The organism is Micromonospora sp. NPDC050200 (genome assembly GCF_040656135.1).
Taxonomy (GTDB): Bacteria; Actinomycetota; Actinomycetes; order Mycobacteriales; family Micromonosporaceae; genus Micromonospora.
The window spans coordinates 21,377-36,794 of the sequence record NZ_JBFALG010000015.1; the positions used below are offsets into that span (position 1 = coordinate 21,377).

Genomic DNA, 15,418 nt, shown 5'->3' on the forward strand with positions numbered 1-15,418 from the left:
GGAACCCGCACCGCCGCCGGGGCCCGGTCCGGCGCCGCGCGGCCGGGCCGGGCGCGGTCTCGATCGTCACCCACCACCTCGACGGGTCGACCCAGGTGGTCACCGACCTGGACGGCGACCGGGACGGCCGGCTGGACACCGTGCTGCGCGAGCCGGCGCGGCCGGCTCAGAGCTGCGGCATCACCTCGGCGGCGACCAGCTCCAGGTGGTCCAGGTCGGCGAGGTCCAGCACCTGGAGGTAGATCCGCTCGCTGCCGGTCGCGGCGTACCGGCCGATCTTGTCGACCACCTCGGCCGGGGTGCCGGCGAGGCCGTTCTCGCGCAGCTCGGCGGCTTCCCGGCCGATCGCCTCGGCCCGGCGGGCGACCTCGGCGTCGTCCCGCCCGCAGCAGAGCACCAGGGCGTTGGACCAGCGCATGGTGGCCGGGTCGCGGCCGGTCTCGGCGCACGCCGCGCGGACCCGGGCGAACTGCGCCGCGGTGTCCTCCACTGAGGCGAAGGGCAGGTTGAACTCGTCGGCGTACCGGGCGGCGAGGCGCGGGGTGCGCTTCGGGCCCATCCCGCCGAGGAGGATCGGCGGGCGCGGCTGCTGCACCGGCTTGGGCAGCGCCGGCGAGTCGGTGACCGGGTAGTACGTCCCGAGGAAGTCGAAGGTCTTGCCGGCCGGGGTCGCCCAGAGCCCGGTGATCACCGCGAGCTGCTCCTCCAGCCGCGCGAACCGCTCCCCCAGGCTGGGGAACGGGATGCCGTACGCGGTGTGCTCCTCGGCGTACCAGCCGGTGCCGATACCCAGTTCGACCCGGCCGCCGCTCATCTGGTCGACCTGCGCGACGGTGATGGCGAGCGGGCCGGGCAGCCGGAAGGTGGCGGCGGTCATCAGCGTGCCGAGCCGGATCCGGGAGGTGTCCCGGGCCAGGCCGGCCAGCGTGGTCCAGGCGTCGGTCGGCCCGGGCTCGCCGGTCACCGAGCCCATCTTCAGGTAGTGGTCGGAGCGGAAGAAGGCTCCGTACCCGGCGTCCTCGGCGGCGCGGGCCACGGCGAGCAGCTGGTCGTAGCTGGCGCCCTGCTGGGGTTCGGTGAAGATCCGCAGTTCCATGTCCCGAGCATATGGACCGGGCGGCGTCGTCGTGTCCGGACCCGAACGGCAACCCCGGCCTGGCAGGGGTGGTGGGCCGCCAGCAGAGGGCTCCCCTTTCATTCCTTGACAGGCATATGAACGTTGCGGCATATTGTGGCAGTGACCGTCGACGCCTTCACCGTGCTGGCCGAGCCGACCCGACGCCGGATCCTCGACGCGTTGCGACGCTCCGAGTGCAGCGTCGGCGAGCTGGTCGACATGCTGGGGGTGAGCCAGCCGGCCGTCTCCAAGCACCTCAAGGTGCTGCGCGAGGCCGGCTTCGTCTCCTGCCGCACGGCGGCGCAGCACCGCATCTACCGCCTCGACGTACGCCCGTTCCGCGCCGTGGACGGTTGGCTCGCGCCGTACCGCGAGATGTGGACCGCGCACCTGGACGCCCTGGAGCGCCACCTCGACAAGGAGTGACCATGGACCGCGACTCGTTCCGACCCGGCCCCCCGGCCGAGATCGCCGCCGAACCCGACGGCGACCGGTGGACGCTGCTGTTCGTCCGCGAGCTGCGGCACGCGCCGGAGAAGGTGTGGGCGGCGCTGACCGACCCGGCCCGGCTGCGCGAGTGGGCGCCGTTCCTGGCCGACCGCGACCTCGGCGCCCCGGGCGCCGCGGTACTCACCCTGGTCGACGGCGACGCGGTGGTGGCGCAACCCGCGACGGTACGCCGGGCCGAGCCGCCCCACCTGCTCGAATACACCTGGGGCGACGACCTGCTCCGGTGGGAGCTCAGCCCCACCGGCCCCGGCACCCGACTCTGTCTCCGTCACACGCTCGCCGAGCGGGGGATGCTGCCGATGGTGGCCGCCGGCTGGCACCTCTGCCTCGACGTCGCCGACCACCTGCTCGCCGGCGACCCGGTCGGCCCGATCCGGGGCGCGGAGGCGAAGGAGTTCGGCTGGGCCGAGCTGCGCGACGCGTACGTCGACCGGCTCGGCGGGCAACCACCCCGGCCCTGACCGGCGGCATCTCGGCCCGCCGCTCCCTGCAGCCGCCGCCCGCCGGCCGCCGGCGCCCCGGCCCGCCGACCTCGGGCGCCGCGAACCCCGGCCTCGGGAGCTGCCGACCGCCGGCGCCGCGAGCCCCGGCCTCAGGCGCCGCGCGGCGCCGGGGCGGGATCCGGCAGGGTGATCGCATTCGCGGCCCGGCCGATCGGCTCGGCCACCCGCCGGATCATGCGCTCCCGGCCGGGCAGGTGTGGCATCAACCGGAGCATCAGCAGCTGGAACCGGATCTGCGCCGCCGAGCCGAGCACCATCCCCCGGAGGTTGCGGTCGGCGAGCCGCTGGTTCGCCTCGACGAAGGGGCGCATCCGCCGCTCGTAGTCGGCGAACCCGACAGCCGGATCGCCGCCCGCGTGGGCCAGGGCCGTGGCCAGCACGTACGCCCCGACCAGGCCGAGGCTGGTGCCCTGCCCGGAGGCGGGCGACGGCCCGTACGCCGCGTCGCCGACCAGCGCGATCGGGCCGGTGGACCAGCGCGGCATCCGCACCTGGCTGATCGAGTCGAGATAGAAGTCCGGCGTGTGGCGCATCGCCTCCAGCAGCTCGGGCACCCGCCAGCCCTGGCCCGCGAACGCCTCGGCCAGCAGCGCCTTCTGGGCGGCGACATCGCGGTCGCCGTGGCCGCCGGCCGGTGACCGGAACAGGAACAGCGCCCGGGCGTCGGGCGCGCCGGCGGTCCGGTAGACGCCGACGGTGCGCCCCGGGGTGACGTGCATCAGTTCGGTGCGGTCGAGGCCGAAATGTCCCGGCACCGGGAAGATCGCGATGTGGTGCCCGAGCGAACGCAGCTGGGACGCCGCCGACCCGAACGCCAGCCGGCGTACCGTCGAGCGCAGCCCGTCGGCGCCGATCACCAGGTCGAACATCCGGGGCTCGGAGCGTTCGAAGACCACCTCCACCCCGCTGGCGGTGGGGGTGAGCCGGGCGACGGAGTCGTCGAAGACGTACTCGACGTCGTCGGTGGTGGCCTCGGTGAGGACGCGGGCCAGGTCGCCGCGCATGATCTCGGCGTCGTCGCCCTCCCGGCCGCCGAAGATCCGGGCGTCCATGGTGGCGAGCTGGTTGCCGGCGGCGTCGACGAAGCGGGCGAGCCGCATGTCGGTGTCGTGCCGCCGGATGTGCTCGCGCAGCCCCATCCGGTCGACCACCTCCAGGGCCGCGCCCCGGATGTCCACCTTGTAGCCGCCGCCGCGCGGCGCGGGGGCGCGTTCGACGACGGTCGGACGGAAACCGTAGCGGCGCAGCCACCAGGCCAGCGCGGGGCCGGCGATGCCACCGCCGGAGATCAGTACGTCGGTCATGACCCGACTGTACAAACGTTTTAGACATCTGTGCAAGACGTTCGTGCCAGGGTTCCGCTAGGCTGCGGGCATGGGAAACCGGGAAGACCTGCTCGCCGGTGCCAGGCGCTGCCTGATGGAGAAGGGGTATTCGGGCACCACCGCCCGGGACATCGCCGCCGCCTCCGGCACCAGCCTGGCCGCCATCGGCTACCACTTCCGCACCACGAGGGCGCTGCTGGACGAGGCCCTGGTCGAGGCGATGGCGGACTGGGGCAACGAACTGCGACGCACACTCGCGGTGGAGGTCGGGCCGGGCGCCAGCCCCGAGGAGCGGTTCGAGGCAGCCTGGACCAGGGTGATCGAGTCCTTCGCCCGGCTCCGGCCGCTCTGGGCCATCCAGTTCGAGCTAATCGCGCAGATGGACCGGTCGCCTGAGCTGCGGGAGGCGTTCGCCACCGCCAACCACCAGGCCCGGATCGGGCTGGCCGAGGTGTTCCACGACCTCGATCCGGTGGCCGACGAGGCGCAGGCCCTCACCCTCGGCGCCTTCTACCAGACGCTGCTCGGCGGACTGGCGGCCCAGTGGCTGGTCGACCCGGACCGCGTCCCGTCCGCCGCCGACCTGACCCGCGCGCTGCGCACCATCACCGCCGAGTTCACCACCTGAGCGGGCGCCGGCGCGGACCGGCCCGAGGCCGCGATCAGCGCAGCTGCGGGATGACCGCGCGGGCGAAGAGCCTCATCGACTCCAGATCGGTCGGCTCGTGGAAGTAGAGCATCACGTACCCGATGCCGGCGCCGGCCAGGCCGCCGAACAGATCGACCAGCTCGCCGGGGGTGCCGACGGCACTGCCCGCCGCCACCTCCGCCCGGTCGCGGCCACCCAGGTGCGGGGCCAGCCGGGCGGTCACCTCGGCGTCGGTCGCGCCGGTGAAGACCGACAGGGCGGCGGTCTTCAGGATGCTGCCGTAGTCGCGGCCCACCTCGGCGCAGTGCCCGGCGAGCACGTCCAGCTTGTGCCGGTAGAAGGCCGGGTCGGTGTGGTCGGTCAGATTGCAGGCGTCGGCGTACCGGGCCACCGTCCGCAGGGTCCGCTTCTCGCCGGCGCCGCCGACCATCAGCGGCACGTACGGCCGCTGCACCCCGACCGGCACGTTCTGCGCGTCGCGTACCCGGTGGTGGCGGCCCTCGACGGTGGCGACCGGCCGGCGCAGCATCGCGGTCACCACCCGGGCCGCCTCGTCCAGCCGGGTCAGCCGCTCCCCCGTCGACGGGTACGGCTGCGGGAAGCCGTACGCGTCGTACTCCCGCTGGTCCCAGCCGGCGCCGAGGCCGAGGAACGCCCGGCCGCCGCTGGCCACGTCCAGGGTGGCGGCCATCTTGGCCAGCAGCGCCGGGTTGCGGAAGCTGTTGCAGGTGACGATCTGCCCCAGCCGCACCCGGCGGGTCTCCCGGGCGATGGCGGCGAGGCTGGTCCAGCACTCGAAGGTGGTCTCCGGCTCGCCCGAGACCGCCTGGAGGTGGTCGTAGAGCCAGACCGAGTCGTAGCCCAGCTCGTCGGCCTCGCGGGCCACCCCGACCATCGCCTCGAACTGCGCCACCGGGTCGGGCAGGTGGGTGAGGTCCGACCGCCAGCCCTGGGGCAGCACCACGCCCCACCGGATCCCGCTCATCGCCGCCTCGCTTCCCGTCGCCGTCGCTGGTCCGGCGAGGGTAGCGGCCCGCCGGGCGGGCCCCGCGCCGCGAGCGCCCGCCGGGCGAGCGGGGTCACTGCGGACGCGGCTGCCCTCACACGTACGGCCTGGTCGCGTACGCCGAACGCAGTGCCGCCAGCCCGGTGGTCCTGGGGGCGAGGGCGCCCCAGTTCGAGTTGAAGTAGTTGGTCCGGACGATCCGGGGGCCCCGCTCGGCGTTGAGCTGGGCGATGGCCGCCGGCACGGTGGCGATCCAGGCCGCCTGGTCGGGGAACTCGGCGGCCCGCACCCCCCACTCGGCGATGATCACCGGGCGGGAGAGCGCCACCGGCCCGAGGTCGGCCACCGCCCAGTCCTTGGTGCGGCGGAACCGGCCGAGCGCGGTGTGGCTCGGATCGGTGGCGTAGGCGTTCCACTGGAGGAAGTCCAGCTTCGCCATCAGCGGCTCCGGGTGGGTGCGCTGGAAGCAGGCCCGGTCGAAGCCGCCCGACCCGACCGAGAAGGTCGTACCGGCCGGCAGCGCGCGGGCCCTGAACCAGTTCACGATGTACGTCATCGCCTGCACCGCCCGGGCGTCCGACTCCGCCCAGCCGTACGACACCCCGGACTCGGTGGTGCCGAACTCGTGGTCGGTGTCCAGTTCGGAGGCGAGCTGGATGTTCACCCCGAAGCCCATGGTCCGATACTGCGACAGCGCCCGGGCGAGGAGCCCGTCGCAGCGGCCGGCGAGCACCTGGCCGTACCCGTACGCCTTCGGCCAGGTCGTCCCCGGCCGCTGCTGGATGGTCATCGCGGGCGCCGGGGCGGTGTAGCTGACGCCGTCCACGGTGAAGGTCTGCGCCGCCGTGGTGGTCGCGCCGTAGTGCTTCAGCTCCAGCACCACGTTGACCGCGAACCCGCCGCGGCCCAGGGTGAGCAGCCAGGGCTTGTTGTATCCGGGGAACGTGTAGCCGTCGGCGAGGCTGCGGTACTGGGTCAGCGAGCGGAAGTTGCCGCCGGCCATGTCGGCCGTCGGGTCGGCGTTGCCCGCGAGGTAGTAGCCGCCGAGCACCGGTGGGGCGAGGGCGAAGTCGGCGGTCGCGGCGGCGGCGTGCCCGGCCTTGTCGCGGACGGTCACGGTGACCCGGGGCATCACGCCACCGCCCGGTAGACGGCCACCGACCCGTTGTCCGACAGCCTGGTCCAGGTACGCCCGGTGTCGTCGGTGACGGTGACGGTGAGCGGATCGATGACGGCGTTGGCCCTGACCGGGGCGCTGCTGTTGCCCTGGGCGTCGGTCACCACGATGGTCACGGTGACGGCCCTGGTGTCCGGGTCGCCGTAGGTGACGGTCAGGGTCATCTGGTCGCCCGGGGAGTAGGTCGCGGCGTTCAGGCTCGCGGTGACGGTGGGAGCGGCCATGCCCGCCCCCTCCTCTCTTGCTCGTACGCCCGGCTCTCGCCGGTGCGCCCGGTCGAGGCGCGCCCGGAGCTGCCGCCGATCGGGGCGGAGCGGACGCCGGCGGCGTCGACCGAAGGTGGTGACGTCCTTGTCCGGTTCGGGAGCTGACACCGGCCCTGGCTGGCGCCCGGGACGGGGTCGACCGGGACGCGACGTGGCCGTGGGCGCGGTCGGACCGGCGGGGGCCGTGTCCGCCGCGACGGTCGGGCCGGGCCCGGCGATGGCGGCGTCCGGCGGCAACCGTGCTGTCGCCGCCGGGCCGGAGGGATGCGGCGTGGCCCGCCGTCCGCAGCCTCTCCACCTGCATAAACAATGCATCGGGCGGGGGTACGGCGTCCTGTCGGCTATCCGTCGGTGCGGCTGCCCGAGCGGGCGATTGCGACCCCGGCGGGGGCGGCCCGCTCGGTCGAGGTGGTCGGCGGGTGCCGCGACACGGGCACGGCCGGCTGCTCGGGGTTCAGCCCCGGCGTCGCCGGAGCAGGTGGGCGACCCCGCTCACCACCGTGGTCCCGATCCCGGTCCCGACGAGGACCAGCGCCGCCCCCACCGCCCAGAGCCCGCTGTCGTCGGTCGAGGCCGCGTGCACCGTCCAGGCGGCGGTGAAGGCGACCGTCAGCACCGGGGCGACCAGCCACGGGTTGAGCCGCCAGCCGGCGACGGCGGCGACCGCGGCGAGGGTGAGCACGCAGCCGGCGACCTGCCACACCGAGTACGGCCCGCTGATCGCGCCGGTCTCGGGGTCGATGGTGTAGCCGGTGTTCCACCCCAACCAGGCCCACCAGGTGGCGACGGCCGCCACAGCGAGGAGCAGAGCGGCGAGGAGGGCACGCGTCATCCTGTTCACGACCCGATCCTTCCGGTACGGACTCCGCCGCGGATGAGCACCCGTACTCACGATCGCCGTACCGGTGCGGTCCCCGGCACCTCCGCCGCCCGGCACCGTCGCCCGGCACCGCCGCCCGGCACCGTCGCCCGGCACCGCCGCCCGGCACCGTCGCCCGGATCCGGGACCACGGCGAGGCCGGTCGCCGGCGGCACGGCGGGTCAGCCCTTGACCGCTCCGCCCACGATGCCGCGTACGAAGTAGCGCTGCAGGCCGAAGAATACCGCCAACGGCAGGGCCATCGACACGAACGCCGCGGCGCCGAGGAGGTACCAGCCGCCGCCGAGGGAGTTGACCAGGTTGGCGATGGCCGCCGTCATCGGCAGGTTGTCCGAGTTCGCGAGCCCGATGTAGATCAGCGCGACGAGCAGGTCGTTCCACACGAACAGGAACTGGAAGATCGCCAGCGCGGCAAAGGCCGGCACGCTCATCGGCACCGCGAGCCGGAAGAAGGCCGTCACATGCGAGGCACCGTCCATGAACGCCGACTCGAACACGGCACGCGGCAGGGAGCCCATGAAGTTGCGGAGAAGGTAGACCGCGAACGGCAGGCCGTACCCGGTGTGGGCCAGCCACACGGCCAGGAACTGGCCGGTGATCCCCCATTCGGCGAACAGCTTCAACACGGGGATGAGGGTCGTCTGGAGCGGGACGACCAGGAGCCCGACGACCACCACGAAGAGCACGTCGCGGCCGGGGAACTCCATCCAACTGAACGCGTACGCGGCGAACGCCGCCACGAACAGCGGGATGATGGTGGCCGGGATCGCGATGAACAGGCTGTTGACGAACGCCTCGCCGATGCCGCTCTGCTGGAAGACGTCCCGGTAGTTCTCCATGGTGAACTGGTACGGCGGGGCGAACGCCGTCCACCAGCCGGAGGTGGAGAGCTCCGACTGCGGACGGAACGAACTCACCAGCAGGCCGACCGTCGGCACCGCCCAGATGACCATCAGGATGACGACCACCAGGTGCAGCACGAGGTTGCGGCGGGGACGGCCTGGCCGGCGGGTGGCTGCCGCACGGGTGTCGGGCGCCTTGGGCGTTGCGACCGTGGTCATCTGATCGACTCCTGGGCACGGAACTTGCGGATGTTGAACGCCATGATCGGGACAATCGCCAGCAGGAGTACGACCGCGACGGCGCTGGCCCGACCGAAGTCACCGAACGTGAACATCTGCTTGATCATGAGATTGGCGACGACCTCGGTGTCGTAGTTGCCGTTGGTCAGCGTGTAGACGATGTCGAACGTCTTCAGCGAAGTGATGATCATGGTGGTGGAGACGACCGCCAGGGTCGGGCCCAGCAGCGGCAGCGTCATCCGCCGGAAGACCTGCCACTCGTTCGCGCCGTCGACCCGCGCCGCTTCGAGCAGCTCGGGGTCGATCCCCTTGAGCGCCGCCGAGATGATGACCATGGCGAACCCGGTCCACATCCACACCATGACCGCGATCAGCGCGAACGTGCTGAGCCGGAATCCGGGCGACTGGAGCCAACCGACCGGCCCCAGCCCGACCGTTCCGATCAGGGCGTTGGCCGTGCCGGTCTGCGCCGCGCCCGGTGGCTTGTAGTCGTACATGAACTTCCAGATCACACCAGCCGCGACCATGCTGATCGCCAGTGGCAGGAAGATGATGCTCTTGGCCAGGGCCTCGTAACGGACCCGGTCGACCAGTACGGCGACCGCCAGACCCAACCCCACCGTGAACACGGTGAAGAACACCAGCCACAGGATGTTGTTGAGCAGGCCGCCCAGGGCATCGCCGTTGGTGAAGAACCAACGATAGTTGTCCAGACCCACGAACTTCGGGTCGAGTTCGTTCCTGCCGTACAGGCTCCGGATGATCGTGCGGATCGTCGGGTAGACCAGGAAGAAGCCGAGGAACCCGAGCGCCGGCACCATCCACAGCCACGGCCGGATCCGCCGCTGCCACCGCTCATCCGCGGGGCTGAGCAATCGCTCGGTGAGCCAGATGTACGCGATCAGGACGGCCGGAACACCCACCACCACCTCGACCGCCGTGAGCAGACGGGATTCCTCCACTTGCACCTCCAGGTCGGACCGATGGATCGGGGAGGTGGGGGCGGCGAGGCCACCCCCACCCGCGCCGGGCTAGGACGTGTACGCATCCTTCTGCGCGTTGTCCAGATCGGAGAGCACCTGGTCGACCGTCTTGCTGCCGTTGGTGAGCGCCACCATCGCCTTCCAGAACGCGTCGTTCATCGCGGTCGGCATGCTGTCGGAGGCGTCGAACACGAAGACCTTCGCGGTGGCGAGGATCTCGGCGGACCGCTTGCTGACATCGTCCGGGTAACTCGTGGCGTTCTTGTTCGCCGAGAGGGCTCCGCCGGCCTTCACCCAGATGTCCTGTGCCTGGGCCGTCACCAGGTACTTCATCAGCGACCTGGCGGCCGGCGTGCGGTGGAACATGCCGAACAGGTCGCCCGCGCCCTCGACCGCGCCCGAGTACTGCGGGTCGATGTCCGGGAACGGCATGAAGTTGTAGTCCTTGCCCGCGGTGTGCGACTTGAACTGGCTGAACCCGGTGATGAAGCTCGCCTGGTGCAGGAACTCGCAGCCGGGAGGACCGGCGAACAGCGGGTCACCGGCGTTGCCGAAGTTCGTGGCCACCGCCGTCCGGCTGCCCCCGTAGCTGTTGGCGACCACGTCGTTGACGTACATCTGGAAGGCGTTCTTGATGGCCGGGTCGGACCACTTGAGCTTGCCCTCGTACCACTTGGTGTAGGTCTCCGGGCCCGCGGTACGCAGTACCAGGTCCTCGATCCAGTCGGTGGCCGGCCAGCCGGACGCCGCGCCGGACTCCAGGCCCAGGCACCAGATGGACTTGGCCTGGCCCTGGTTCGCCTTCGCCTGGCTCATCAGGTCGGCCCACGTCTTGGGTGCGTTCGTGCCGTAGTCGTGGAGCTTGGGGTTGTACCAGATCAGCCCCTTGATGGCGGCCTTGATGAAGACGCCGTGGATCTTGCCGTCGGTCTTGCCCAGCTCGACCAGCGCCGGCGCGGTGTCGCGCTGGTAGGCCTCGACGTCCAGCACGTCGTCCAGCGGCAGCAACTTGCCCGCCTTGGCGTATTCGGCCATCTGGCCGGGGCCCGGCAGCCCGGCAAGGTCCGGCAGTACGCCGGACGCCACGCCGGTGGTCAGCACGGTGTTGATGTCGCGGGTGCCGGTGTACTTCACCTTCGCGCCCGTCTGCTTCTCCCAGGGCTCGACCATCTTCAGGAAGGCGGCCTGCTCGTCGCCGCCCCAGGTGCCGATCACGTTGACGGTCTTGCCCTTGAGATCATTCTCGTCCGAGGACGAGTCGTCCCCGTTGGAACAGCCGGTCGCTGCGAGTGCAAGCACGGCCAGCGGGACCATCCGCCGCAGCCACGGGTTCATGGGTACTCCTTCGCATTCACTCGGTACCTTGACTCCACACAGCCCGCCGGGCACCCGATGCGCCATGCTGTCCGCGTCACGGCGGAGCGGTACCCGGTTGCCAGGCACCGTCCGTCCCGTCGCAGGCCCAGCGCGTCGGCCTTCCGCGGCGGCAGTCGGTGCTGGTGGGACCGATGCCACTCGCGGCGGTCGAGAGCCCTGAAATTAACCGAGATTGAATCGAACGTCACCTGTGTGTGCAAGCAACGGCGGCGCTCCACAGGGGACTGATACCGGTTCGAGACGTTGCTGAGCGCGGCTCACGACCTCGGCCGGCCGTAGCGCCCGGTCGCGGGAGCCACCTCCTGAGCATTGACCGCCATCGCTAAATCTCCTACGTTCTGCGCCATGATTATCAATGTTCGCCGGTCTCTGGCGATGCTGGCCGCCTTCGTGGCGGTCACCGTCGTCGGCATGCCCGCTGCGGTCGCCGCAGGCCCACTACCCATCAACGACCTCGGCAGCGGCACCTATCTCGGCTTCCAGGGCGGGCTGTATCCCGCCGGCCGCAACACCATGCCCGAGGCCCACCGCACGGCTGGCGTCAACCGGGCCCTTCGCGTACGCCCCGTCGACACCACCGGCCAGCCGAGCGCCGACGGCAGGTACGTCCTCCTCTCCATCGGCATGTCCAACACCACCCAGGAGTTCTGCTCCGCGGAGACCGGCGGGCAGTGCGCGCCGTACTCCCTGATCGGCCAGGCCGCCGCGGACCCGCAGGTCAACCACGACAAGCTCGCCATCGTCGACGGCGCCGCAGGCGGCCAGACCGCGGGCACCTGGGATTCCCCGACCGACGCCAACTACGACCGGGTCCGGGACACCAGACTCGCGCCCCTCGGCCTGACCGAGCGACAGGTCCAGATCGCCTGGGTCAAGGTCGCCAACGCCAACCCGTCGGTGTCCCTGCCCGCGGCCAACGCCGACGCGTATCAGCTCGTGACTCAGCAGGGCGCCGTCCTGCGGGCGCTCAAGAAGCGCTACCCCAACCTGCAGCAGGTCTTCTTCTCCAGCCGGATCTACGGCGGCTACGCCACGACCAGCCTGAACCCCGAGCCGTACGCCTACGAGACCGGCTTCGGCGTCAAATGGGTGATCCAGGCGCAGATCACCCAGATGGCGGGGGGCGGCACCGACCCTCGGGCCGGCAACCTGGACTACGACGGCACCGCGGCGTGGGCGGCCTGGGGCCCGTACCTCTGGGCCAACGGTCTCCAGCCCCGCTCCGACGGGCTCACCTGGGCCCGCTCGGACTTCGGTTCCGACGGGACGCATCCGGCCACCTCGGGGCGGCAGAAGGTGGCAGACATGCTGCTCCGCTTCTTCAAGACCTCCCCACACACGGCCTGCTGGTTCACCGTCAGCGGCACCTGCGCCTAGCCCTCGGGGCGAGGAAGCCGAACAGGTCGAAGACCGCCGAGGCCCGCCTCGGCGGTCCAGGCCAGACCGCAGCACGCCGGCCCCCTGCGGCCGGTGGGCCGGAGGTGGCAGAACCCGAACCGCATTCCATTTCGGGGCGAGCAGGCGGACAACGTACAGGTATGGTCGATCCGTCAGTGATCGGGGTGCGGTGGGCGGGACGGGTGCGGGTCGGTGTTGGAGGTCAAGGTACGGGAAACGGTGACCGGCCCGGCTCGACATCGGATGCGAGACGTGCTGGTCGAGCTGGCGGACGACCGTACGACGGTGCGGGAGCTGATCCGGAAGGCCGTTGAGGAGCAGATCCGGCTGCTGGGCGTCGACGTCTCGCGGCGCCGCGACATGCACGATCGTCAGTATCTCCTGGCAGAAGAGATACAGGCGCAGGCAGCCAGCGGTGTGATTCGGCTGCCGGCTGCACCGCTCGCCCTTCCGGACATCACCGAAGCGGTGGCCCGGGCGCATCGGGCGTTCGAGCGGAACGTGTTCGTCGTCTTCGTGGCCGGACGCCAGGTCGACCGGCTCGACGAGGAGATCGTGCTGCGCCCCGGCGAGCCCGTCGTCTTCCTGCGGCTGACCGCGCTGGCCGGCGGATGATCCGTGGTTGACGTACCCGACATGTATGTCGACGCGGTCCGCGACGAGCGGGACGCGCTGTGGCGGCTGGTCGACGAGGCCAAGGGGCTGGCCAAGGCCGGTGACCTGGCGGGGATGCGGAGTCTCGCCGAGGAGGTCCGGCGGCGGCTGGGGGCCGGCGACAGTCTCGAGCGCACCGGTGGGCATCTCGGCTCGAACGTGGGGGACATCAGCGCCGCGCTGGACGACGTGTACGACGAGGCGTTTCCGGTACGCAGACCGGATGACCCGGCAGACGTGCTGGACGCCCCGTGGCCCACCGTCCGCCGTACGGCGGTGCTGGCATCTGCTGTGGACCACGTGGGCTGGCCGACACCACCGCTGGAACCGCTGGCCGAGCGGGCGATCGCCGCCAACGATGTGCGGCTGCTGCGGTTGTTGGTGCTGACTCCGCTGGGCCGCGCGGGTCGGGACACCGTGGTGCGGGTTCTGGACGCCCTGCACGCGGCGGGCGCGCTCGATGTCGAGGTCATCGAGCAGGCATTCGCCGACGACGAGTACCTGGGGAGGGCCCTCGGCGGGACCTCCCGGACGGACGGCGCCGTGACGTCGGCGCCCGCCACCTGCGCGGCAGTTGTCCGCGACTACTTCGACGAGCTGGCCTGGCGCCTGACCTCGCCACCCGAGCCCAACTGGGACGATCTGCCCGAGGTGCTGGTACCGCGTGGCCTGCGGTTCATTCTCCGGGCCCTGGACCGGCCGCATGATCGCCGGATGGCCGACCGTTTCGGCCCCGCCGAGCTGACCGAAGACGAGCGGTCCGCCCTGGTGGAACACCTGCGTGACCGCACCGCCGAGGAGCGGCGGTACGCCTTCGAGCTACGGCTGCCGGCCGGTGACGCGGAGGTGCTGTTGCCGGTGCTCGGGTTGTCGGGGGCGGCGCCCCTACTGCGACTGGTGCGGGCGACCGCCACGACGGAGGTGGCGCGGCAGGAGCGGGCCGCCATCCTGGCCGCCGCGCGCCAGGCCGGCGACGACGGTACGCGCCGACTACTGGAACTCTGCCCGAGCGAGTTGATCGCCGCCGCGTTGGGCTGGAACCGGGCGGCCGTCGAAAAACGGGTCAAGCACAACGCGCTGTCCGGCATCGCCGCGTTCGGCCTGCTGCCGCTTGCCGATGGCGAGACCGTGCTCGATCGTTATCTGGCCCTGCGCGAGGTGGCGAAGCGGGGCCCGAAGCTCGGCCCGAACCGCCGGCACAGCCACACCGCCGCAGTCGCGGTCGCCCTCGATCACCTGGCGCAGGTTGCCGGCTTCCCCGACGCGGGTCGCCTGGAGTGGGACTGCGAGGCTCGCATCGCCGCCGAGCCCCCCGGCGACTGGCACGTCGGCGACTACACCGTCGGGGTGCGGCTCTGCGACGCCGATCCGGTTGTCGCGGTCAGCAAGGCCGGCCGGATGCTGAAGTCGGTGCCGGCCGCGGTCCGCAACGACCCGCGCTACCCGCACACGCGCGAACACCAGGAACGGCTGCGTGACCAGGCCCGCCGGATGCGTACCGGGATGATCGAGCGGCTGGTCGCCGCCGGGGGCACGCTCACGCCCGATGAGCTGCTTCGCCTACGGCGCCTGCCGTCCGGGCAGGCGATGTTGCCCGCGTTGATCTGGCAGGACCGGTCGGGCACGGTCGGCCTGCTCGATCAGATCGACCTCGACGGCCCGGTCACCGCAGCGCATCCCCACCTGCTGTACGAGCGACGCCTGCTCGCCCACTGGCAGGCGGAGATCGTGCGGCGGCGGATCCGACAACCGGTGAAGCAGGCGTTCCGCGAGTTGTACCTGTTGACTCCGGCTGAGCGCGACGCCGTCGACGTGTCGCGACGATTCGCCGGGCACACCGTCGACGGCAAGGTGGCCGCTCAGTTGCTGTCCGGGCGCGGCTGGTCGACCCACCGCCAGTACCACGAGCACCAGGCGACCCGCCCGGTGACCGCCGGGATCACCGCCGCACTGGCCTGCGAACTGCACGGCTACCTCGGCGCCGGTGATGCGGTCGTCGGCGAGCTGCGCTTCCTCGCGGCCGACTCGGTGGTCCCCCTGGCAGAGGTGCCACCCGTGGCGTTCTCCGAGGTCATGCGCGATCTGGACCTCGTCGTGTCGGTGGCCGGTACCGAATCGCACGGGTACGCCTCGCCGCCGCACGCCGTGAGCCGGGCGCAACTGCTGGCCACCCTGATCGACGATCTCGGGTTGGCCCGGGTGACCGTCGACGGCACGTCGGCCGTGGTCCGGGGCTACCGGGCGACCTATCGGGTGCACCTCAACAGCGGCAGCATCCACGTCGAGCCCGGGAGCCACCTGTGCGTGGTGCCAGCCTCGTTCGGCGGCACCGCCCATCGAAGCCTGTTCCTGCCGTTCGCCGACGAGGACCGGATGACCAGTGTCATCCTCAGCAAGGTGCTCCTCCTCAACGAGGACGAGAAGATCACCGATCCGACGATTCTGGCCCAGCTCGATCGCGGGGCTCAGCTGAGCTGATCCCGGCATGCGC

15 protein-coding genes are annotated in these 15,418 nt (G+C 71.6%); 6 read left to right on the top strand and 9 right to left on the bottom strand.

Features of this window, described 5'->3' with window-relative positions; genetic code table 11:
• Positions 1–166: 166 nt before the first annotated feature.
• Entirely contained in the window at positions 167–1,096 is a 930-nt protein-coding gene (locus AB0I41_RS12780; RefSeq protein ID WP_357105736.1) for an LLM class F420-dependent oxidoreductase, read from the bottom strand.
• 141 nt (positions 1,097–1,237) lie between these two features.
• On the opposite strand from AB0I41_RS12780, the gene AB0I41_RS12785 reads away from it, so the two are divergent.
• Complete coding sequence (locus AB0I41_RS12785; protein ID WP_357105739.1) at positions 1,238–1,543, top strand: metalloregulator ArsR/SmtB family transcription factor; 306 nt, start codon at positions 1,238–1,240, stop codon at positions 1,541–1,543.
• Positions 1,544–1,545: 2 nt separating this feature from the next.
• The gene (locus AB0I41_RS12790) at positions 1,546–2,088 is read left to right on the top strand and encodes an SRPBCC family protein (RefSeq protein WP_357105742.1); all 543 of its coding nucleotides are present in this window, start codon (positions 1,546–1,548) and stop codon (positions 2,086–2,088) included.
• Positions 2,089–2,219: 131 nt separating this feature from the next.
• Here the strand turns inward: AB0I41_RS12790 and AB0I41_RS12795 are convergent, their stop codons facing one another.
• Positions 2,220–3,434, bottom strand: coding sequence for an FAD-dependent monooxygenase (locus AB0I41_RS12795; RefSeq protein ID WP_357105745.1), 1,215 nt, complete (start codon positions 3,432–3,434; stop codon positions 2,220–2,222).
• 70 nt (positions 3,435–3,504) lie between these two features.
• Here AB0I41_RS12795 and AB0I41_RS12800 point away from each other — a divergent pair, with 70 nt between their 5' ends.
• Complete coding sequence (locus tag AB0I41_RS12800) at positions 3,505–4,083, top strand: helix-turn-helix domain-containing protein (protein ID WP_357105748.1); 579 nt, start codon at positions 3,505–3,507, stop codon at positions 4,081–4,083.
• Between the two features lie 34 nt (positions 4,084–4,117).
• Here the strand turns inward: AB0I41_RS12800 and AB0I41_RS12805 are convergent, their stop codons facing one another.
• From AB0I41_RS12805 to AB0I41_RS12835, 7 genes are all read right to left on the bottom strand, one after another.
• Positions 4,118–5,089 (bottom strand): TIGR03560 family F420-dependent LLM class oxidoreductase, encoded by a 972-nt coding sequence (locus AB0I41_RS12805; protein ID WP_357105750.1) that lies wholly within the window; start codon positions 5,087–5,089, stop codon positions 4,118–4,120.
• Positions 5,090–5,204: 115 nt separating this feature from the next.
• Positions 5,205–6,242 carry a hypothetical protein gene (locus tag AB0I41_RS12810; protein WP_357105753.1) on the bottom strand — a complete coding sequence of 346 codons (1,038 nt, stop codon included), beginning with the start codon at positions 6,240–6,242 and terminating at the stop codon, positions 5,205–5,207.
• Positions 6,242–6,511 carry a hypothetical protein gene (locus AB0I41_RS12815; protein WP_357105756.1) on the bottom strand — a complete coding sequence of 90 codons (270 nt, stop codon included), beginning with the start codon at positions 6,509–6,511 and terminating at the stop codon, positions 6,242–6,244. Before AB0I41_RS12815 ends, AB0I41_RS12810 begins: the two co-directional genes overlap by 1 nt.
• Positions 6,512–7,007: 496 nt before the next feature.
• The gene (locus AB0I41_RS12820; RefSeq protein WP_357105942.1) at positions 7,008–7,385 is read right to left on the bottom strand and encodes a hypothetical protein; all 378 of its coding nucleotides are present in this window, start codon (positions 7,383–7,385) and stop codon (positions 7,008–7,010) included.
• A gap of 209 nt (positions 7,386–7,594) precedes the next feature.
• Positions 7,595–8,494: a carbohydrate ABC transporter permease gene (locus AB0I41_RS12825; protein ID WP_357105758.1), complete on the bottom strand. Its 900-nt coding sequence runs from the start codon at positions 8,492–8,494 to the stop codon at positions 7,595–7,597.
• On the bottom strand, positions 8,491–9,477 hold the full coding sequence (locus AB0I41_RS12830; RefSeq protein ID WP_357105761.1) for a sugar ABC transporter permease: 987 nt from the start codon (positions 9,475–9,477) through the stop codon (positions 8,491–8,493). The genes AB0I41_RS12825 and AB0I41_RS12830 overlap by 4 nt, the downstream gene beginning before the upstream one ends.
• A 69-nt stretch (positions 9,478–9,546) precedes the next feature.
• Entirely contained in the window at positions 9,547–10,833 is a 1,287-nt protein-coding gene (locus tag AB0I41_RS12835; protein WP_357105764.1) for an extracellular solute-binding protein, read from the bottom strand.
• Positions 10,834–11,220: 387 nt separating this feature from the next.
• On the opposite strand from AB0I41_RS12835, the gene AB0I41_RS12840 reads away from it, so the two are divergent.
• The 3 genes from AB0I41_RS12840 to AB0I41_RS12850 all read left to right on the top strand — a co-directional run bounded on the left by AB0I41_RS12840 (position 11,221) and on the right by AB0I41_RS12850 (position 15,405).
• A complete protein-coding gene (locus AB0I41_RS12840; RefSeq protein WP_357105767.1) occupies positions 11,221–12,252 on the top strand; it encodes a hypothetical protein in 1,032 nt (343 codons plus the stop codon).
• Between the two features lie 273 nt (positions 12,253–12,525).
• Positions 12,526–12,888 carry a hypothetical protein gene (locus tag AB0I41_RS12845; RefSeq protein WP_357105769.1) on the top strand — a complete coding sequence of 121 codons (363 nt, stop codon included), beginning with the start codon at positions 12,526–12,528 and terminating at the stop codon, positions 12,886–12,888.
• A 3-nt stretch (positions 12,889–12,891) separates the two neighbouring features.
• The gene (locus tag AB0I41_RS12850) at positions 12,892–15,405 is read left to right on the top strand and encodes a DUF4132 domain-containing protein (protein ID WP_357105773.1); all 2,514 of its coding nucleotides are present in this window, start codon (positions 12,892–12,894) and stop codon (positions 15,403–15,405) included.
• Positions 15,406–15,418: the final 13 nt, after the last annotated feature.